Genomic DNA, 17,902 nt, shown 5'->3' on the forward strand with positions numbered 1-17,902 from the left:
TTTAAAACGAACTCGCGAGGATAAGGGCTAGCGCGGCCACTAGTCAAGTCTTAGTTGCCTTCTAAGAAGCTTTTCAGCTTGTCCGAACGCGATGGGTGGCGCAGCTTGCGCAGTGCCTTGGCTTCGATCTGGCGGATACGCTCGCGCGTCACGTCGAACTGCTTGCCCACCTCTTCCAAGGTGTGGTCGGTCGACATTTCGATACCGAAACGCATGCGCAGCACCTTAGCTTCGCGCGGGGTCAGCGAGTCCAGCACATCCTTGACCACGCCGCGCATCGAGGCGTGCAGCGCGGCATCCGACGGCGCCAGCGTGTTGTTGTCCTCGATGAAGTCGCCCAGGTGCGAATCGTCGTCGTCGCCGATCGGCGTCTCCATCGAAATCGGTTCCTTGGCGATCTTCATGATCTTGCGGATCTTGTCCTCGGGCATCTCCATCTTGATGGCGAGCGTCGCCGGGTCCGGCTCGGCGCCGGTTTCCTGCAGAATCTGGCGGGAAATCCGGTTCATCTTGTTGATGGTTTCGATCATGTGCACCGGAATACGGATGGTGCGCGCCTGGTCGGCGATCGAGCGGGTGATGGCTTGGCGGATCCACCACGTCGCATACGTCGAGAACTTGTAGCCGCGGCGGTATTCGAACTTGTCCACCGCCTTCATCAGGCCGATGTTGCCTTCCTGGATCAGGTCGAGGAATTGCAAACCACGGTTGGTGTATTTCTTGGCGATCGAGATCACCAGGCGCAAGTTGGCCTCGGTCATCTCGCGCTTGGCCTTGCGCGCCTTCATTTCACCGGCCGCCATCTGGCGGTTGATGTTGCGCAGATCCGGCAGCGGCAGCACCACGCGCGCTTGCAGGTCGATCAGGCGCTGCTGCAGTTCCTTGATGGTCGGGATGTTGCGGCCCAGGATGGCGCTGTACGCGTGCCCTGCGGCCACTTCGCCGTCCACCCATTCCAGGTTGGTTTCGTTGCCCGGGAAGACTTTGATGAAGTGGGCGCGCGGCATGCCGCACTTGTTCACGGCCACGTCCAGGATCTGCTTCTCGATATGGCGCACTTCGTCGACCTGGCCGCGCAGGGTGTCGCACAGCTTCTCGACCACCTTGGCGGTGAAGCGGATGCCCAGCAGCTCGAACGAGATCGCTTCCTGCGCCTTGACGTAGGCCTTGGAGTTGTAGCCTTCCTTCTCGAAGGCGCGGCGCATCTTGTCGAATTGCAGGGAGATGACGTCGAATTTTTCCAGCGCGGCGTTTTTCAACGCTTCTAGCTGTTCGGCCGAGAAACCGGCGGCGCCCGAGGCGCTCGCTTCTTCCTCTTCCTCTTCTTCCTCTTCTTCCTCTTCCTCTTCTTCCTCGTCCTCTTCGGCCGGGGCTGGCGGCGCTACCGGCGCGGCCACTTCCTCGTTCTCGTCGACCAGGCCGTCGACGATTTCGTCGATCTTGATTTCATCGGCGCGGATGCGGTCGGAGGCGGCGATGATCTCGGCGATCGTCACCGGGCAGGCGGAAATGGCCTGGATCATGTCCTTGAGGCCGTCTTCGATGCGCTTGGCGATCTCGATTTCGCCTTCGCGGGTCAGCAGTTCGACCGAGCCCATCTCGCGCATGTACATGCGCACCGGGTCGGTGGTGCGGCCGAAATCGGAGTCGACGGTCGACAGCGCCGCTTCGGCGGCCGCTTCGGCTTCGTCGTCGCTGGTGACGGTGGCGACGTTGTCCGACAGCAGCAGGGTCTCGGCGTCCGGCGCGTGCTCGTAGACGGCGATGCCCATGTCGTTGAAGGTGCCGATGATGCCTTCGATCGCTTCGGGATCGACGATATTTTCCGGCAGGTGGTCGTTGATCTCGGCGTACGTGAGGAAGCCACGTTCCTTGCCGAACTTGATCAGGGTCTTGAGCTTCTGGCGGCGGCGTTCGAGTTCTTCCTCGGTGGCTTCCGTGTCCGACGAGAAAGCGTCCTTCAGCAGCGCCTTTTCCTTGGCCTTGCGGTCCTTGGCCTTGGCCTTGTCGACCGCCTTCAGTTCGGCGCGTTCGACCGCGTTCAGCGCGGCGACTTCGTCGTTTTCAGGCTGGAATTCCTTCGGCTTGCGGCCGCGCCGGCCCGGCACTTTGACCGATGGCAGCACGTAGCCCGAAGTATCGATGGCAGCAAGCGCGGCCGCGTCGGTGGTCTGGCTGACCGCCGGCGGGTTGCTGGCGACACGCGTTTCCGATTTGTCCGCCGTTTTAGCGGATTTTGCGGTCACTTTGCTCGGCTTTGCAGCCGCTTTGGATTCAGGTTTCTTGATTGGCACAGGCGCTTTCGATTACACAACGACTTGCTTATTTAGGATAAAGTTTCTTGCGGCCCTTGCGGGCCTACGTCTTCGGACATGCCGACTGCACAAGTCCGACAATACTACGACTTACTTACACCTGGTCGGGCCGATCGACCTCAACAGAATTCCACCCTCTCTTGGCGGAAATTCTACTGCATCGGACACGCGCGTGGGGGCGAGAAACCATGACCGGGTTGGATCAACCCAAGCTGGCCCTGGCCGCCGACACCCGTCATCCCATGTCGATCAAGAGCCTAACTGACTGAAAACAAACACACTCTGAACTGAAAAACGATGCCAAAACATACAACACTTAGCGTTTTATTATAGCACGTCACTTTTCATTTTCCAGAGGGCAGAACCCCACTTCGGCCCGCTGCAACAATGACAGAAACATTACTATACAAAACGACTTGCAACATTATCTGTTCGCCAACTCTGCCTGCGCTTCGCGCAGCAATTGATCCTGCTGCGCGGTCAGCTCCCGGTAGCGTACGCCGATCTCGTCGGACGACAGGCCGGCCGCGAACAACTGACTCAACTCCTGTTTCAGCGCGTCGTTCTTCACCTGGCGGATCGCGCCGCGCAGGAACAGGCGCACCGCGTCGTAATCCGATTCCGGCTCCTTGACGATCTCGCCGATGATGCCGTCGTACTCGTCGCCCTGCGACTTCAGGTGCTGGGCAAAAGCGGCGAAACTGCCGTTCGGGCCCAGCGCCTGGGCCGACGCCACCAGCTGCGCCAGCCGTTCGGCCGGCTCGGCGCCGAAATAATTGAACGCCGCCAACGCGGAGGCGTCGATATCCAGCGCCAGCGGCGGATGCGCCACCAGCAGCCGTACGATCTGCAACTCCAGCCCGACCGGCACCGGCCGCCCGGTGCGCGGCGGCGCCTGGCGCGCCACGGCCACCGGCTTGGCCAGCTCGAACAGCACCTCGATCTCGGACGGCGTGGTCTGCGTCAGCTGCGCCAGGCCGCGCACGATCTGCAGGCGCAGCGCTGTCGGCGTCATCGACTGCAACATCGGCTTGGCGTCGAACTGGGCGCGCGCGCGGCCTTCCGGGCTCTGCAAATCATGCTCGCCGACCGCTTCCTTAACCAGGAACTGCGACAGCGGCATGGCCTCGTGAATCTCTTGCTCGAACGCTTCCTTGCCGTGGGCGCGGACGTAGCTGTCCGGATCGTGCTCGGTGGGCAGGAACAGGAACTTGATGGTCTTGTTGTCCGTCACGTGCGGCAGACAGGCTTCCAGCGCGCGCCGCGCGGCGCGGCGGCCGGCCTTGTCGCCGTCGAAACTGAAGATCACCGTGTCGGTTTGACGCAACAATTTCTGTACGTGATGGGTGGTGCAGGCGGTGCCCAGCGTTGCCACGGCTTGCGGGAAACCCATCTGCGCCAATGCCACCACGTCCATATATCCCTCCGTCACCAGCACATAACCCGCATCGCGGATCGCCTGGCGCGCTTCGAACAAGCCATACAGTTCGAATCCCTTTGAAAATAAAGGCGTTTCGGGAGAATTCAAGTACTTCGGTTCGCCGTGGTCCAGCACCCGGCCGCCAAAGGCGATGACCTGGCCCTTGGTGTTTTTAATCGGAAACATCACACGCTCGCGGAAGCGGTCGTAGCGTTTGCGGTTGCCGCCGTCCTCGTCCACCTTGTCGATCACCAGGCCGGCCTCGGCCAGCGCCACCGCCTCGTAGTCGGGGAAGATGGAGCGCAGATTGTCCCAGCCGGCCGGCGCGTAGCCGAGGCCGAAGCGGGCGGCGATTTCGCCGGTCAGGCCGCGGTTCTTCAGGTAGGCGATGGCGTCGGTGGCGCCGCGCAGCTGGGCGCGGTAAAAATCGCTGGCGCGCGTCATCGCCTCGGTCAGGGCCAGGCTCTGCGCGGCCATTTGCGCGCGCTGGGCCGGCGGTATCTTGTCGTCCTGCTCGGGCACCACCATGCCGACGTTTTGCGCCAGCTCTTTGACGGCATCGACAAAGCCCATGCCGGAATATTCGATCAGGAAACCGATCGAGGTGCCGTGGGCGCCGCAGCCGAAGCAGTGGTAAAACTGCTTGGTCGGGCTGACCGTGAAACTGGGCGATTTTTCATTGTGGAACGGGCACAGGCCCATGAAATTCGCGCCGCCTTTTTTCAGCTGCACGTAACGTCCGACCACGTCGACGATGTCGACCCGGTTCAGCAAATCGGAAATAAAGGATTGTGGGATCACAGGGCTATACGGTCTTGTTATGGTTCAGGCTATACCGCCGCGCCGATCCGGTTTTGACGCGGATCAAGCGACGGCGGCGGGAACAACAGGCCTCAGGCCGGAGCCAGCGCCTTCTTGACCAGCGCGGACACCACGGTCATGTCGGCACGGCCAGCCAGCTTGGGCTTGACGATGGCCATGACCTTGCCCATGTCCTGCGGACCGGCGGCGCCCGAGGCGGCCACGGCGGCGGCCACTTCGGCGGCCACTTCCTCGTCGGACAGGCCGGCAGGCATGTAGGCGGTCAGCACCGCCAGTTCGGCTTTTTCAATGTCGGCCAGGTCGGCGCGGCCGCCGGCTTCGAACTGGGTGATCGAATCCTTGCGCTGCTTGATCATTTTTTCCACGATGGCCACGGTCTGGTCGTCGTTGACTTCGATGCGCTCATCCACTTCCTTGCGCTTGATTTCCGCCAGGATCAGGCGGATGGTCGCCAGGCGACCGGCTTCCTTGGCGCGCATGGCGGTTTTCATGTCTTCGGTGATTTGTTCTCTCAAGCCCATGGAGTTTCTCTCAAAAAATTATAGGAGTAAAAATGCGAAAACCCGCCGCGGCGAACCGGGGCGGGTATCTCTTAAGCAACCCGAGGCGTGAGCGCCATACTGCCGGGTTGAATCTGCAAGAGCAGTCTTAGAAGAGTTTTTTCGGCAGTTGCTGGCTGCGGATGCGCTTGTAGTGACGCTTCACTGCAGCTGCCAGCTTGCGCTTACGCTCAGCCGTTGGCTTTTCGTAGAACTCGCGTGCGCGCAGTTCGGTCAGCAGACCGGTTTTTTCGATGGTGCGTTTGAAGCGACGCATTGCGACTTCGAACGGCTCGTTTTCTTTAAGGCGAATAGTGGTCATGTAAAAATTCAAACCGTTTGAGGTTATAGGGAGAAAGAGACTATAGCAGCTTTTGCGAGAAAATGGAAGACGCCTGGCCATCTGAACGGCCAACCGTAAGGCTTTCACTGCAAAAACAACGCGGCGTATGGTGCAATCTTTCTACAACTTCAACGATTGCGGGACGCCACTAACTTCCAGGGACCGCCAGTATATCAGACCGCCTGCCCCGCCGCCACACCTGAAGCCCACGCCCACTGGAAGTTGTAGCCGCCCAGCCACCCGGTGACGTCCACCGCCTCGCCGATGAAGTACAGGCCCGGCACTTTATTGGCCATCATGCTCTGCTGCGACAGCTCACGGGTGTCGACGCCGCCGCGCGTGACTTCGGCCTTCTTGTAGCCTTCGGAACCGTTGGGCGTGATGGTCCACTGGTTGATGGCCGCGCCCAGCTTGCGCAGTTGCGCGTCCGGCAGGTCGGCCAGGCGGGCGTCCGGCGCCAGGCCGTGCGCCAGCAGCAGCCCCTCGGCCAGGCGCGCCGGCAGCCATTGCGACAGCACATTGCCCAGCTGTTTCTTGATCGTGCCCTTGCCTTCGATCAGCGTGGCAGCCAGGTCCAGCTCGGGAATCAGGTTGATGACGATGGGCGTGCCCGGCGTCCAGTACGAGGAAATCTGCAGGATCGCCGGGCCGGACAGGCCGCGATGGGTGAACAGCAAGTCTTCGCGGAAGCGGCCGCCGGTCGGGTTGCGGCCCTTGAAGGAACCGGTTTCCACGTCCACCTCCAGCGCGATGCCGGCCATTTCCACGAACGGCGCCCACTGCTGCGGGTCGAAGGTCAGCGGCACCAGCGCCGGGCGCGGCTCGACCATGCGCAGGCCGAACTGCTCGGCGATGCGGTAGCCGAAGTCGGTCGCGCCGATCTTGGCGATCGACAGGCCGCCGGTGGCGATCACCACGCTGTCGGCCTCGATGTCGCCGCTGTCGGTGCGCAAGACGAAGCCGCCCTCGTCCGCCTGCGCCAGGCTGGCGACCTTGCACGGCATGCGCCAGTGCACGTCGCCGGCCGAGCATTCATCCTTGAGCATGTCGATGATCTGTTCGGCGGAGTCGTCGCAGAACAGCTGGCCGCGATGTTTCTCGTGGTAGCCGATGCGGTGCTTCTTCACCAGCGCGACGAAGTCGGCGGGGGTGTAGCGCGACAGCGCGCTCTTGCAGAAGTGCGGATTCTCGGACAGGAAGTTGGCCGGGCCGGCGCTGATGTTGGTGAAGTTGCAGCGGCCGCCGCCGGAGATGCGGATTTTCTCGGCCAGCTTGGTGGCGTGGTCGATCAGCACCACGCGCTTGCCGCGCTGGGCCGCCGTGGCCGCGCACATCATGCCGGCCGCGCCCGCGCCGATTACCGCTACATCAAACTTTGCCATATCAAATCCAATCGTCCAAAGGCGTATTGTACTTGAAGGCTCCGCTTGCTCATCTGCTTGCTTACTCGATCGGCTCGCTCACCCGCTGGCGCGACTGCAGCGTGCGCGACACCAGCAGGCACTGCGCCACCTGCTCGACGATCGACGGCGGCACCGGCACCTCGCCGTCCAGCACCGAGCGGATCCAGGCCGCCGTGGTGGCCGCGCCCTTGTCCTCCGGCAGCAGCGGCAGTTCGCCCACCAGTGTCTGCTTGGGCACCAGCGTCGTGCGCAGGCCGCCGTGGAACCAGTCGATCTGCTGCGCCTTGTTGGCGTTGGCCACGGTCTCGCCCTCGGTGCCGCGCATCAGGAAGGCGTCGCCGCGCTCCGGCAGGGCCGCCGTGGTGAAGTATTCGCCCAGCATTTCCAGGTACTCGGGGTGCGTGTACGACACCAGCCGCAGCGCCGGTCCGGCGAACGGCTGCATGATCTTGACCAGCGTGTGGGTGGAGTTGCGCACGCCCAGCCGGCGCCGCAGCGACAGCAGATAGGCCAGCTTGGGCGCCAGCACGTCGATGGTGATGAAGGCCGGATGCCCCTGCGACATGGCCTCTTCTGCCTCGGCGCGATGGCGCGCGGCCGGCACGCCCAGCGCCTCGAACACCTCGGCCGTGGCGACCCGGCCGGCGTCGTGCGCCACGCCATGCACCAGCACCGGCACGCCCTCGCGCGCCAGGAGCAAAGCCAGCAGCGGCGTCAGGTTGGCCATCTTGCGGGCGCCGTTGTAGGTCGGGACGCACACCGGCGCGAACTGGCCCGGCGGCGCGCTGAGCGGTTCAAAGGAAGCCTCGGTCGCGTCGAGGAAGCCGGCGATCTCCTCCACCGATTCGCCCTTGATGCGCATGGCCAGCAAAATGCCGCCCAGCTCCAGTTCGGAAACGCGGCCGTCCAGCATGGCGGCGTACAGGTCGTGGGCGTCGTCGCGGGTCATGCTGCGGGCGCCGTTTTTGCCGCGGCCTATTTCTTTGATGAAACGTGCGGCCGGGAATGGTTCAATGATGGTTGGTGTGGTCATAACGTCAGCTTAAACCAGTCCGCCGCATTTCGGCTACACTATCCCTCCCCCGCAATAAATATACGTAGAGAATCATGATCTCCCCAGATATCGAAAACATCAACGTCACCTCGTTCGCGCCGATGCCGTCGCCGGAAGCCTTGCACAGCAAGCTGCCGCTGACCGACAGCGCCTCGGACACCGTGATGAAGGGCCGCGAGGCCCTGCGCAACATCATCGACCGCAAGGACAAGCGCCTGTTCGTGGTAGTCGGCCCCTGCTCGATCCACGACCCGGTGGCCGGCCTGGACTACGCACGCCGCCTGAAGGCCCTGCAGGCCGAAGTGGCCGACACCATGCTGCTGGTGATGCGCGTGTATTTCGAAAAGCCCCGCACCACCACCGGCTGGAAGGGCTATATCAACGACCCGGACATGGACGACTCCTTCCGCGTCAACGTCGGCATGGAGAAGGCGCGCCAGTTCCTGCTGGACGTGTGCGAGCTGGGCCTGCCGACCGCCACCGAGGCGCTCGACCCGATCTCGCCGCAATACCTGGGCGACCTGATCGCCTGGACCGCCATCGGCGCCCGCACCACCGAATCGCAGACCCACCGAGAGATGTCGTCCGGCCTGTCGACCCCGGTCGGCTTCAAGAACGGCACCGACGGCGACATCAGCATCGCCATCAACGCCATCCTGTCGTCGGCGCATCCGCACTCCTTCCTGGGCATCAACGCGCAGGGCAACGTGGCGATCGTGCGCACGCGCGGCAACGGCTACGGCCATGTGGTGCTGCGCGGCGGCGACGGCCGTCCGAACTACGACTCGGTGTCGATCGCGATCGCCGAGCAGGCGCTGGCCAAGGCCAAGCTGCCGGCCAACCTGGTGGTGGATTGCTCGCACGCGAACAGCTACAAGAAGCCTGAGCTGCAACCGCTGGTGATGGCCGATGTCATCCACCAGATCGTGCAGGGCAACCAGTCGCTGGTGGGCGTGATGATCGAGTCCAACATCGTCGGCGGCAACCAGAAGATTCCGGCCGACCTGACCCAGCTGAAGTACGGCTGCTCGGTCACAGACGGCTGCATCGACTGGGAAACCACCGAACAGATGCTGCGCGATGCGCACAAGCAGCTGAAGCAACGTCCATAAGCTAGCCGAAGGCCATCACCCTGGTGGCCACGCCGAACGCCCCCGCCAGCGCCGCCTCGGCCTGGCTGGCCGGGGCGCTCAGCTCATCCAGGTCCAGATACACCCTGCAGTCCTCCACCTTGACGGAGTAGCGGCGCGGCTCCGGCTCGTCCGACTCCAGCACCGCCTGCACCTCTTCCTCGCCGATACGGAACAGCGCCACCCCCGGCAAATCCTGCCAGGCCAGGCCGCGTGGCACCAGGCGCGCGCCGGTGACGGGCACATCCTTGAGTTTGCAAATCAGTTTCCATCGTCCAGACATCGCCCGCCTCCCTAGTCAACTCACCCCGGTTGTCTAAGCAAAAGCGGTGCCACGAAAACCGCGCCAACTCCTGACCGAATGGCAAAATTCCGCACTCCGCCAGTGCGGCCCGGAGCCGCCGTGGTGCATGCTTGCACGCACTTTCCATTACAATGGCGGATTCCTCTTTTCATTTGTGCTCCCTCCATGATCGTTCTCGGCGTCGAATCCTCCTGTGACGAAACCGGCCTTGCGCTGTACGACACGCAACACGGCCTGCTGTCCCACGCCCTGTATTCGCAGGTGGCGATGCATGAGGAGTACGGCGGCGTGGTGCCGGAACTGGCCTCGCGCGACCACATCCGCCGCGCCATTCCGCTGCTGACGCAGACCCTGGAAGGCGCCGGCAAGACGCTGGCCGACATCGACGCCATCGCCTACACGCAAGGCCCCGGCCTGGCCGGCGCGCTGCTGGTAGGCTCGTCCGTGGCGTGCAGCCTGGGCCTGGCGCTGGACAAGCCGGTGCTGGGCGTGCACCACCTGGAAGGCCATCTGCTGTCGCCGCTGCTGGCGTCGCAGCCGCCGGAGTTCCCCTTCATCGCGCTACTGGTCTCGGGCGGCCACACCCAGCTGATGCGGGTGGACGGCGTCGGCCAGTACACGCTGCTGGGCGAAACGCTGGACGACGCGGCCGGCGAAGCCTTCGACAAGTCGGCCAAGCTGCTGGGCCTGGGCTATCCGGGCGGGCCGGCGATTTCGCGCCTGGCCGAGTTCGGCGATCCGACCGCCTACAAACTGCCGCGCCCCATGCTGCATACCAAGGATTTCAATTTCAGCTTCTCCGGCCTGAAGACGGCGGTGCTGACGGTGGTGAAGAACCACGAGGAAAAAGTCATCGCGAATATCTGCGAGCAGGACAAGGCCGACATCGCGCGCGGCTTCGTTGACGCCATCGTCGACGTGCTGACCGCGAAGTGCGTGTCCGCGCTCAAGCACACCGGCCTGAAGCGGTTGGTGATCGCGGGTGGCGTGGGCGCCAACTCGCAGCTGCGGGAGTCGCTGAACGCGGCGGCGGCCAAGAAGAAGTTCAAGGTCTACTATCCCGAACTGGAATTCTGCACGGACAACGGCGCGATGATCGCCTTCGCCGGGGCCATGCGCTTGATGATCAACCCGGACGCGGCAAAAAAGGATTACTCGTTCAACGTGCGCCCGCGCTGGCCGCTGGACGACATCAAGGTCGTCTAGGCAAACGCCACCGAGGCCAGCACGGCCAGGCCGGCCAGCGCCAGCAGGTATTTCAGCTTGCCCTGGCCCAGGTGCACGCCGCGCGCGGCGATGCGCTCGCTACGCAGGCGATGTTCATCCGACGACGATTCGTGGGCCACTGTGTTGTTTGATTTATTTTCAGTTGCGGTATTCATAACAGCCTCCATGTGTGTCGATCATGTTCCTTTCTGGAGGGCAATGCAATTGTCGTGCCAACCATCTAAGTCAAAAGTAGACTATACGACTTGATTCTAGGCCTTTTTGTGGCAAACATACGACACGATACGGCTGGGCAAGTGGCCGGCTAGGCGGGTTTCAGCGCGCGCCCCTGCGCCGCCAGCAATTGCGGCACCCGTTCCGCGATGAAGTCGATGAAGTGCCGCACCCGCAGCGGCATCAGGGTGCGCTGCTGGTAGTACATGAACACGCCGCTGTTGGAGGTGGCCGTGTGCGGCAGCAGCGGCACCAGCGCGCCGCTGGCCAGCTCGGCCTCGATCATGAACACCGGCAGCTGCCCGATGCCCAGGCCGCTGCGCACCGCCGTCAACTCCCCTTCCACGGTGTTAAAGCTGGCCACCGCCGGCATTTCCTGATAGACCGTCGCGCCATCCACCTGCAACTCCCAGGGCATCAAACGGCCGGTGCTGGGACGGCGGAAACCGGTGCAGCGGTGCTCCCGCAGCTCGTCCACCGTCTGCGGCGTGCCGTGCTCGGCCAGATAGCCGGGCGTGGCGCAGGGCAGCAGCAGGATCTCGCCCAGCTTGCGCGACACCAGGTTGCGCTCGGGCGGGCTGCCGGCGCGAAAGCCGACGTCGATCTTGTTCTCCACCAGGTCGGTGAAATGGTCGTCCAGCTGCACGTCGAAATGCGCGCCGGGATGGCGCCGCTGGAACTCCGGCAGCAGCGGGATGATGACCGTGGTGCCGATCGACATCGGCGCCACCATGCGGATCAGGCCGTCGACTTCCAGGCGGCTGTTCTGGATCTGGTCCAGCGCCTCGTCCAGCAGGCGCAGGCCGGGGTTGGCCAGCTCGAACAGGCGGGCGCCCTCCTCCGTCAGGCTCAGGCTGCGCGTGGTGCGGTGGAACAGGCGCACGCCCAGGTGCACCTCCAGCTGCCGCACCGCCTTGCTGACCGCTTGCGGCGTCAGGCCGGCATCCACGGCCGCCTGGCTGAAGCTCTTGGCGCGCACCACGGCGATGAACAAACTGAGGACTCGGGCTTTATCCATATTTACAACCAAAAGATGATAATCAAACAGCTTTGCCATGGCTAGTGTAGCAGGTCGCCCCCGCCTACACTGCACGCTATCAACTCACCCATCCAAAGGAAACGATCATGACTGGCACTGCACAAAAAGTATGGTTCATCACCGGCGCCTCGCGCGGCTTCGGCGTGCTGACGGCGCAACAGGCGCTGGCGCGCGGCGACTTCGTGGTCGCCACCGCCCGCGATCCGCGCACCGTGACCGCCGCGCTGGGCGACCATCCCAACCTGCTGGCGCTGCGGCTGGACGTCAGGTTGGAGGCGCAAGCCGTCACCGCGGTCCAGCAGGCGCTGGCGCGCTTCGGCCGCATCGACGTGCTGGTCAACAACGCCGGCTACGGCCTGCTGGGCGCGGTGGAGGAAGCCAACGCCGAGGAAGTGCGCGCGCTGTACGACACCAACGTCTTCGGCCTGCTCAACGTCACCCGCGCCGCGCTGCCGGCGCTGCGCAAGCAAGGCAGCGGCCACGTGATTAACATCTCGTCGGTGGGCGGCTACACGGCGTTTCCCGGCTGGGGCTTGTACAGCTCGACCAAGTTCGCGGTCGAGGGCTTGAGCGAGGCGCTGGCGACGGAATTGGCGCCGCTGGGCATCCATGTGACGGTGGTGGAGCCGGGCTTCTTCCGCACCGACTTCCTCGACGCCTCGTCGCTGGCCACCACGCATGACCGCATCGATGCCTATGCGGCCACTGTCGGCGCGATGCGCGAGTTCGCGGCCGGCGTCAATCACCAGCAGCCGGGCGATCCGGCCAAGCTGGCCGGCGCCCTGCTGCAACTGGCCGACAGCGCGCAGCCGCCGGTGCGCCTGCAACTGGGCTCGGACACGGTGCAACGCGTGCGCGCCAAGAACCTGTCGGTTGAAGCCGAGATGGCGCAGTGGCTGGAGCTGGCGGTATCGACCGATTTCGATACGCTGCAAAAAGCGGCTTAAAGCTTGCCCGGCGGGTGCAGCGACAGCAAGTCCTCGCGCGGATAGCCCCACGCCGGCACGCCCTCGGGACACTGCACGGCCTGCGTGGCATGCAGCGTGGTGAAGTTCCCGCGCGGCGTGGTGGCGAAGCGGTAGTCGGCCAACTCGCCGGTCGACAGCATCAGCGCCGGCATGCGCGCGAAGCGCAGCCAGGCGTCGACTTGACAGTTCTCGGCCTTCAGCATGCGCAGCGCCGGCAGGCTGGCCAACACGGTGCCGAATTGCTGCACGCCCGGCGACAAGGCCAGCACCGTGGCCGGCGATCCGACCAAGCCCGCCGGACAAGCCATCGGCGCCAGCCACGTCGGCGCCAGGCTGGCCACGCCGCGCCGCAGGCGGTAGTAGCCCTGCTTCTCATTGGCTTCCAGGCTGGCGTACGACCAGCACCAAGGCTGCGACGGAAACGCGGTCATCGCCACATCCATCACGCGCACGCCGGGATCGGCCTTCAGCAGCGCGGCGCTGATCTGCTCGCGCCCATAATGCGAAGCCACGCCCTGCACCGCGATGAAACCGGCGCAGACGGCCAGCGCCAGCACCAGGCCCGCCCGGCCTTGCGCGCCGGCGCGCCACTGCGCCGCGCCGCAGGCGCATGCAATCGCCAGCAGCGCCGCGAACGACGTCCAGCCCAGATAGCCCTTGGCGGCGAACACCACCAGCGCCGCGAACAGACAGGCCAGGCCGAGCATGCGCAGCGAACGCCAGCGCATGATCAACGCCATCGGCACGCCGATCGCCACCCAGAACAAGGGCTCGACGATGAACACCATGTCGCCGTAGAACCAGCGGCCGGTGAACGGATACCAAGGATGGATGCCATACGAATTGGTGAAGTCCATCACCAGGTGCAGCGCGAAGCCGAGGCCCACGCTCAAGGCCAGGCCGAGGCGCGCCGGCCGGCTGGCCTTCAACAGGACCCGCGCCGACGGCCAGCATAACCACAGCAGCGCCGCCAGCAGCAAAGCCTGCGGCAACAACAGCAAAGCCGTGTGCGTATGGCCGCGATGATTGAGCAGATAGCCCAGCGGATCGGGCAGCAGCTTGTTCAGCACCAGGTCGAGATCGGGAAAATTACTGGCCAGCGCGCAGGACACCAGCAACAGCCGGTGCCGCACCCGCTGCGACGGCGCATCCGCCTCGACGGGCAGGCTGCGGTGCACCAGTTCTCCAACGCCGAAGCCGATGATGCTGTGGGTGAGATTGTCCATGTACCTCTTAGCGCTGCACGTCCACGCCGCGCCAGAACGCCACGTGGTCCTTGATCTGCGCGGCCTTCTCGGACGGCTCGGGGTAGTACCAGGCGGCGTTCTCGTTGACCTTGCCGTTGACGTTCAGGCTGTAGTAGCTGGCCAGGCCCTTCCACGGGCAGCGCGTGGTGTGCGCGCTGGGCTGCAGGTATTCCCGCTTGACGCTGGACGGCGGGAAGTAGACGTTGTTCTCGACGATTTCAACCTCGTCGTCCTTCGCCTGCGCGATGACGACGCCGTTCCAGGTGGCGGTGGGCATGGAGACTTCCTTTCGGTGTGATTGTCAGGTGGGGCCGCATTCGACGCGGTTGCGGCCGGCGTGCTTGGCGCGGTACAGCGAGTCGTCGGCCTGGCGCAGCAGGCTTTCCGCGTCGGCGATGCCCATGTGGTCGAACGAGCCCACGCCCAGGCTGGCCGTCACCGGCAGCAGGCGCGGGCCGGCGTAGTGCAGTTGCGCCTCGATCTTGGCGCGCAGGGTTTCGGCGAGTTTGCAGGCGCCTTCGACCGGCGTGTTCGGCAGGATCACGCACAGTTCCTCGCCGCCGTAGCGGCCCGGTACGTCGATCACGCGCACGCTCTCGCGCAGCAGGCGGCCGACGCTGGCCAGCACCTGGTCGCCGACCGCGTGGCCGTATTCGTCGTTGATGCGCTTGAAGTGGTCGAGGTCTATCATCACCGCCGACAGCGGCGAGCGGAAGCGCTTGGCGCGCGCGGCCTCGAACTTCAGGCGGTGCAGCAGCGAGCGGCGGTTGTGCAGGCCGGTCAGCTCGTCGGTGGTGGCCAGCTGCTCCAGCTCGCGCACGGCGGACTCCAGCGTCTTCTGGTTGGCGCGCAGTTCGATCAGCGCCATCACCTGGCGCGCCAGCTTGACCAGCGTGGCGTGCTGCCCGGCGCTCAGGCCGCCCGGCTTGGTGTCCATCACGCACAGCGTGCCGATGGCGAAGCCGTCCGACGAGGTCAGCGCCACGCTGCTGTACATGCGCATGAACGGTGCGTTGACCGTCAGCGGCATGTGGGCGGTGCGGAAGTCCTGCGTCAGGTCGGGGATTTCGGTGGCGGCTTCGCCCAGCACCGCCAGCGAGCAGTAGCTCTCGCCGCGCGGCAGCTCGCCCAGCTGCATGCCGGCGCAGGACTTGATCCAGACGCGCTCGGCGTCCACCAGCGAGATGAAGGCGTACGGCACCTCGCACACCTTGGCGGCCAGCTCGGTGAGGAAGCTGAAGTCTTCGCAGGCGGGAGTGTCGAGGATGTGGTAACGGTGCAGTGCGGCCAGGCGGAACTGGTCGGCCTGCGGACGGGCGATGGACAGTGTGTGTACTTTTTCTGCGGCCAGCATAGGCCTCCCTGTAGCGACGTCGATCTTTTTTTGGGCACCCGGCGTGACGCGGGACCGAGCTATGGTGCTACCCGGCCAGTTTATCGCAAAACAAGGACGGCGGGAGCACTTGCCCCCGCCGGGCCGATTTTTTTAGGCCGTCTGCGCCAAGATCTCGCGCAGCGCCTTTTCAAACACGGCGGCCGGCTGCCCGCCCGAAATCAGGTGGCGCTCGTTGATGATCACGGCCGGCACCGAGTTGATGCCGTGGCGCTGGAAGAACTGCTCGCGCTCGCGCACCTCGTCGGCGTAGCGGTTGGTGCGCAGCACCTCGGCGGCGGCATCGGTGTCCAGCCCCACCTCGCCGGCCACGCGCAGCAGCACCTCGTGCGAGCTCGGATCCTCGCCCTGGGTGAAGTAGGCGCCGAACAGCGCTTCCTTCAGCTCCTTCTGCTTGCCCTCCAGCTCGGCCCAGTGCAGCAGGCGGTGCGCGTCGAAGGTGTTGTAGATGCGGCTGCGCTTGCCCATCGCGAAATCGAAGCCGACTTCGGCGCCGCGCGCGCGTATCATCTCGCGCGCCTGTTCCTGCTGGGCGGCGGTCGAGCCGTATTTTTCAGCCAGGTGCTCGCCGATGTCCTGGCCTTCGGGGGCCATCTTGGGATTCAGTTCGAACGGCTGGAAGTGCAGGCTCACCGCCGCCTCGTCGCCGATATTGGCCAGCGCCTGGTCCAGCGACTTGAGGCCGATGGCGCACCAAGGGCAGGAAACGTCGGAGACGAAATCGATTTTCAGGGGAGTGCTCATGATGTGCCTTTGCTAAACAGAATCTTCAGCATATGGCGACGCCCGGCGCGAAATCAAGCGCCGGGACGGGGATGGCCTTACTTTTTCTTGGCTTTGACGGCGTCTTTGCTCTTGCTGCCGATGCGGCTTTCCTTGCCTGCGAGCAAATTGGAAATATTCTTGCTGTGACGGAAAGCCAACAGCGCGCTCATGACGAACACGGCAAACAGTTGCGGCTCGACGCCGAACAGCAGGCCGTAGTAGAACGGCGCGAACAGCGCCGCCACCAGCGCGGCCAGCGACGAGTAGCGGAACGCGAACGCCACCGCCAGCCAGGTCACCAGCGTGGCCAGGCCCAGCCACGGATTCAGGCCCAGCAGCACGCCCAGCGCGGTCGCCACGCCCTTGCCGCCGACGAAACGGAAGAATACCGGCCACAGGTGGCCCAGGAACACCGCGATCGCCACCAGCGCGATGGTGGCGTCGCCGATCTGCAACTGGTTCTGGTAGCGCATCGCCAGCCACACCGCCAGCCAGCCCTTGGCGCCGTCGCCGACCAGGGTCATGATGGCCGCGCCCTTGTTGCCGCTGCGCAACACGTTGGTGGCGCCGGGGTTTTTCGAACCGTAGGTGCGGGGATCGGCGATGCCGAACAACTTGCTCATGACGACGGCAAACGAGATCGAGCCGATCAGATAGGCGGCGACGGTCATCCAAACTGTATTCATTATTTCCTCAAAAGTTGTCATACGCCCGTTGGGGGCCGCTGAATATACACTGCCGAGGCTTAATCGGCCAGCGCGCAGTGCACCGGCCTGGCCTGCAACAAGTCGACCAGCACCTGCGGCGCGATGCCAACCAGATAACCCCTGCGGCCGCCATTGATATAAATCGTTTCCAGCGCAAGGATGCTATCCTCGACATACACCGGCAGCACCTTGCGGGTGCCGAACGGCGAGGTGCCGCCGATCTGGTAGCCGCTGTGGCGGGTGGCCACCTCCGGCTTGCACGGCTCGACGGACTTGCAGCCGATGCCGCGCGCCAGGTTCTTGGTCGAGACCTTGCAATCGCCGTGCATCAGCACAATCAAGGGTTTGGCGGCCTCGTCCTGCATGACCAGGGTCTTGACCACGTGGTGTTCGTCCACGCCCAGTTCGCGCGCCGACACCGTGGTGCCGCCGTGCTCCTCGTAGGTGTAGGGGTGCTCGCTGAAGGCCACCTTGTGCTTGCGCAGCATTTGGGTCGCGGGAGTTTCGGAGATGTGCTCTTTTTTAGCCATGCGTGATACGCTGCTTGTGAAGTAATGTTCGATCGGGAGTTTCTTATTATGCAGCAGGAAATTCGCTTTGCCACTTTCAATGTTTGCAATCTTTCCCAGCCTGGGGCGAAATTGTACGACAATCTGGAGCCGCTGACGCCGGACCAGTACCAAGCGAAAGTCCTGTGGACCGCGCAGCAGCTTGACCAACTGGACGCCGACGTGATCGGCCTGCAGGAGATCTTCTCGCTGGCGGCGCTGCGCGACGTGCTGGCCCACAGCGTTCGCTACCGCGAGGCCACGCTGGCCGGCTTCGAGGCCGCGCCCGATCCGCTGACCGGCGCCGCGCGCGTGGTGCCGCAGGTGGCGCTGGTGTCGCGCCTGCCGCTGGCGGCGCCGGCCGCCGAATACCGCGCCTTCGATGATGGTTTCCTTCACGTTGTCGAGCTGGCTTTGCACCTTCAGCGATTCATCGTTCAGCACGGTCAGCTTGATGTCGGCCGG

General features: G+C 64.3%; 18 protein-coding genes and 1 pseudogene. 4 read left to right on the plus strand and 15 right to left on the minus strand.

Features of this window, described 5'->3' with window-relative positions; all coding sequences use genetic code 11:
- Positions 1 to 50 precede the first annotated feature (50 nt).
- The 6 genes from rpoD to ybiB form a co-directional block, all read right to left on the minus strand.
- Positions 51 to 2,294: an RNA polymerase sigma factor RpoD gene (rpoD, locus tag GTP90_RS22960; protein ID WP_161085721.1), complete on the minus strand. Its 2,244-nt coding sequence runs from the start codon at positions 2,292 to 2,294 to the stop codon at positions 51 to 53.
- A gap of 445 nt (positions 2,295 to 2,739) precedes the next feature.
- Positions 2,740 to 4,536 carry a DNA primase gene (gene dnaG / locus GTP90_RS22965; RefSeq protein WP_161085722.1) on the minus strand — a complete coding sequence of 599 codons (1,797 nt, stop codon included), beginning with the start codon at positions 4,534 to 4,536 and terminating at the stop codon, positions 2,740 to 2,742.
- 92 nt (positions 4,537 to 4,628) lie between these two features.
- Entirely contained in the window at positions 4,629 to 5,078 is a 450-nt protein-coding gene (locus tag GTP90_RS22970; protein WP_161085723.1) for a GatB/YqeY domain-containing protein, read from the minus strand.
- 127 nt (positions 5,079 to 5,205) lie between these two features.
- Positions 5,206 to 5,418, minus strand: coding sequence for a 30S ribosomal protein S21 (gene rpsU / locus GTP90_RS22975; protein WP_008451879.1), 213 nt, complete (start codon positions 5,416 to 5,418; stop codon positions 5,206 to 5,208).
- Positions 5,419 to 5,612: 194 nt separating this feature from the next.
- Complete coding sequence (locus tag GTP90_RS22980; protein ID WP_161085724.1) at positions 5,613 to 6,821, minus strand: BaiN/RdsA family NAD(P)/FAD-dependent oxidoreductase; 1,209 nt, start codon at positions 6,819 to 6,821, stop codon at positions 5,613 to 5,615.
- A gap of 61 nt (positions 6,822 to 6,882) precedes the next feature.
- The gene (ybiB, locus tag GTP90_RS22985; protein WP_161085725.1) at positions 6,883 to 7,875 is read right to left on the minus strand and encodes a DNA-binding protein YbiB; all 993 of its coding nucleotides are present in this window, start codon (positions 7,873 to 7,875) and stop codon (positions 6,883 to 6,885) included.
- Between the two features lie 74 nt (positions 7,876 to 7,949).
- On the opposite strand from ybiB, the gene GTP90_RS22990 reads away from it, so the two are divergent.
- The gene (locus GTP90_RS22990) at positions 7,950 to 9,008 is read left to right on the plus strand and encodes a 3-deoxy-7-phosphoheptulonate synthase (protein ID WP_161085726.1); all 1,059 of its coding nucleotides are present in this window, start codon (positions 7,950 to 7,952) and stop codon (positions 9,006 to 9,008) included.
- Position 9,009: 1 nt separating this feature from the next.
- Here GTP90_RS22990 and GTP90_RS22995 read toward each other — a convergent pair whose 3' ends face one another.
- The gene (locus tag GTP90_RS22995; protein ID WP_161085727.1) at positions 9,010 to 9,309 is read right to left on the minus strand and encodes a Rieske (2Fe-2S) protein; all 300 of its coding nucleotides are present in this window, start codon (positions 9,307 to 9,309) and stop codon (positions 9,010 to 9,012) included.
- A gap of 186 nt (positions 9,310 to 9,495) precedes the next feature.
- Between GTP90_RS22995 and tsaD the strand changes: the two genes are divergently transcribed.
- The gene (gene tsaD / locus GTP90_RS23000) at positions 9,496 to 10,536 is read left to right on the plus strand and encodes a tRNA (adenosine(37)-N6)-threonylcarbamoyltransferase complex transferase subunit TsaD (RefSeq protein ID WP_161085728.1); all 1,041 of its coding nucleotides are present in this window, start codon (positions 9,496 to 9,498) and stop codon (positions 10,534 to 10,536) included.
- Here the strand turns inward: tsaD and GTP90_RS23005 are convergent.
- Positions 10,533 to 10,712: a hypothetical protein gene (locus GTP90_RS23005; protein ID WP_117011958.1), complete on the minus strand. Its 180-nt coding sequence runs from the start codon at positions 10,710 to 10,712 to the stop codon at positions 10,533 to 10,535. The two genes, tsaD and GTP90_RS23005, sit on opposite strands and share 4 nt — an antisense overlap.
- Before the next feature lie 149 nt (positions 10,713 to 10,861).
- On the minus strand, positions 10,862 to 11,788 hold the full coding sequence (locus GTP90_RS23010; protein ID WP_161085729.1) for a LysR family transcriptional regulator: 927 nt from the start codon (positions 11,786 to 11,788) through the stop codon (positions 10,862 to 10,864).
- Positions 11,789 to 11,895: 107 nt separating this feature from the next.
- Between GTP90_RS23010 and GTP90_RS23015 the strand changes: the two genes are divergently transcribed.
- Positions 11,896 to 12,756: an oxidoreductase gene (locus GTP90_RS23015; protein ID WP_161085730.1), complete on the plus strand. Its 861-nt coding sequence runs from the start codon at positions 11,896 to 11,898 to the stop codon at positions 12,754 to 12,756.
- Here the strand turns inward: GTP90_RS23015 and GTP90_RS23020 are convergent.
- The 6 genes from GTP90_RS23020 to ybaK all read right to left on the minus strand — a co-directional run bounded on the left by GTP90_RS23020 (position 12,753) and on the right by ybaK (position 17,419).
- On the minus strand, positions 12,753 to 14,003 hold the full coding sequence (locus GTP90_RS23020) for a metal-dependent hydrolase (RefSeq protein ID WP_161085731.1): 1,251 nt from the start codon (positions 14,001 to 14,003) through the stop codon (positions 12,753 to 12,755). The genes GTP90_RS23015 and GTP90_RS23020 overlap by 4 nt on opposite strands.
- A gap of 7 nt (positions 14,004 to 14,010) precedes the next feature.
- The gene (locus GTP90_RS23025; RefSeq protein WP_161085732.1) at positions 14,011 to 14,301 is read right to left on the minus strand and encodes a DUF427 domain-containing protein; all 291 of its coding nucleotides are present in this window, start codon (positions 14,299 to 14,301) and stop codon (positions 14,011 to 14,013) included.
- 24 nt (positions 14,302 to 14,325) lie between these two features.
- Positions 14,326 to 15,378: a GGDEF domain-containing protein gene (locus GTP90_RS23030; protein WP_161085733.1), complete on the minus strand. Its 1,053-nt coding sequence runs from the start codon at positions 15,376 to 15,378 to the stop codon at positions 14,326 to 14,328.
- A 132-nt stretch (positions 15,379 to 15,510) separates the two neighbouring features.
- On the minus strand, positions 15,511 to 16,161 hold the full coding sequence (locus tag GTP90_RS23035; protein WP_161085734.1) for a DsbA family oxidoreductase: 651 nt from the start codon (positions 16,159 to 16,161) through the stop codon (positions 15,511 to 15,513).
- A gap of 77 nt (positions 16,162 to 16,238) precedes the next feature.
- Positions 16,239 to 16,868 carry a glycerol-3-phosphate 1-O-acyltransferase PlsY gene (plsY, locus tag GTP90_RS23040; RefSeq protein ID WP_161085735.1) on the minus strand — a complete coding sequence of 210 codons (630 nt, stop codon included), beginning with the start codon at positions 16,866 to 16,868 and terminating at the stop codon, positions 16,239 to 16,241.
- Between the two features lie 59 nt (positions 16,869 to 16,927).
- The gene (gene ybaK, locus GTP90_RS23045; RefSeq protein ID WP_175048189.1) at positions 16,928 to 17,419 is read right to left on the minus strand and encodes a Cys-tRNA(Pro) deacylase; all 492 of its coding nucleotides are present in this window, start codon (positions 17,417 to 17,419) and stop codon (positions 16,928 to 16,930) included.
- A 48-nt stretch (positions 17,420 to 17,467) separates the two neighbouring features.
- Here ybaK and GTP90_RS23050 point away from each other — a divergent pair.
- A pseudogene (locus tag GTP90_RS23050) lies at positions 17,468 to 17,902 on the plus strand (hypothetical protein); the annotation flags it as partial.

This window comes from Duganella vulcania (assembly GCF_009857655.1).
Lineage (GTDB): Bacteria > Pseudomonadota > Gammaproteobacteria > Burkholderiales > Burkholderiaceae_D > Rugamonas > Rugamonas vulcania.

Coding starts and splice junctions, on each gene's coding strand:
- GTP90_RS23020 (WP_161085731.1), bottom strand. CDS start 14,003: ATGGACAATCTCACCCACAGCATCATCGGCTTCGGCGTTGGAGAACTG.
- GTP90_RS22970 (WP_161085723.1), bottom strand. CDS start 5,078: ATGGGCTTGAGAGAACAAATCACCGAAGACATGAAAACCGCCATGCGC.
- GTP90_RS23005 (WP_117011958.1), bottom strand. CDS start 10,712: ATGAATACCGCAACTGAAAATAAATCAAACAACACAGTGGCCCACGAA.
- plsY (WP_161085735.1), bottom strand. CDS start 16,868: ATGAATACAGTTTGGATGACCGTCGCCGCCTATCTGATCGGCTCGATC.
- GTP90_RS22995 (WP_161085727.1), bottom strand. CDS start 9,309: ATGTCTGGACGATGGAAACTGATTTGCAAACTCAAGGATGTGCCCGTC.
- tsaD (WP_161085728.1), top strand. CDS start 9,496: ATGATCGTTCTCGGCGTCGAATCCTCCTGTGACGAAACCGGCCTTGCG.
- GTP90_RS22990 (WP_161085726.1), top strand. CDS start 7,950: ATGATCTCCCCAGATATCGAAAACATCAACGTCACCTCGTTCGCGCCG.
- GTP90_RS23015 (WP_161085730.1), top strand. CDS start 11,896: ATGACTGGCACTGCACAAAAAGTATGGTTCATCACCGGCGCCTCGCGC.
- GTP90_RS22980 (WP_161085724.1), bottom strand. CDS start 6,821: ATGGCAAAGTTTGATGTAGCGGTAATCGGCGCGGGCGCGGCCGGCATG.
- rpsU (WP_008451879.1), bottom strand. CDS start 5,418: ATGACCACTATTCGCCTTAAAGAAAACGAGCCGTTCGAAGTCGCAATG.
- GTP90_RS23030 (WP_161085733.1), bottom strand. CDS start 15,378: ATGCTGGCCGCAGAAAAAGTACACACACTGTCCATCGCCCGTCCGCAG.
- GTP90_RS23035 (WP_161085734.1), bottom strand. CDS start 16,161: ATGAGCACTCCCCTGAAAATCGATTTCGTCTCCGACGTTTCCTGCCCT.
- GTP90_RS23025 (WP_161085732.1), bottom strand. CDS start 14,301: ATGCCCACCGCCACCTGGAACGGCGTCGTCATCGCGCAGGCGAAGGAC.
- ybaK (WP_175048189.1), bottom strand. CDS start 17,419: ATGGCTAAAAAAGAGCACATCTCCGAAACTCCCGCGACCCAAATGCTG.
- GTP90_RS23010 (WP_161085729.1), bottom strand. CDS start 11,788: ATGGATAAAGCCCGAGTCCTCAGTTTGTTCATCGCCGTGGTGCGCGCC.
- ybiB (WP_161085725.1), bottom strand. CDS start 7,875: ATGACCACACCAACCATCATTGAACCATTCCCGGCCGCACGTTTCATC.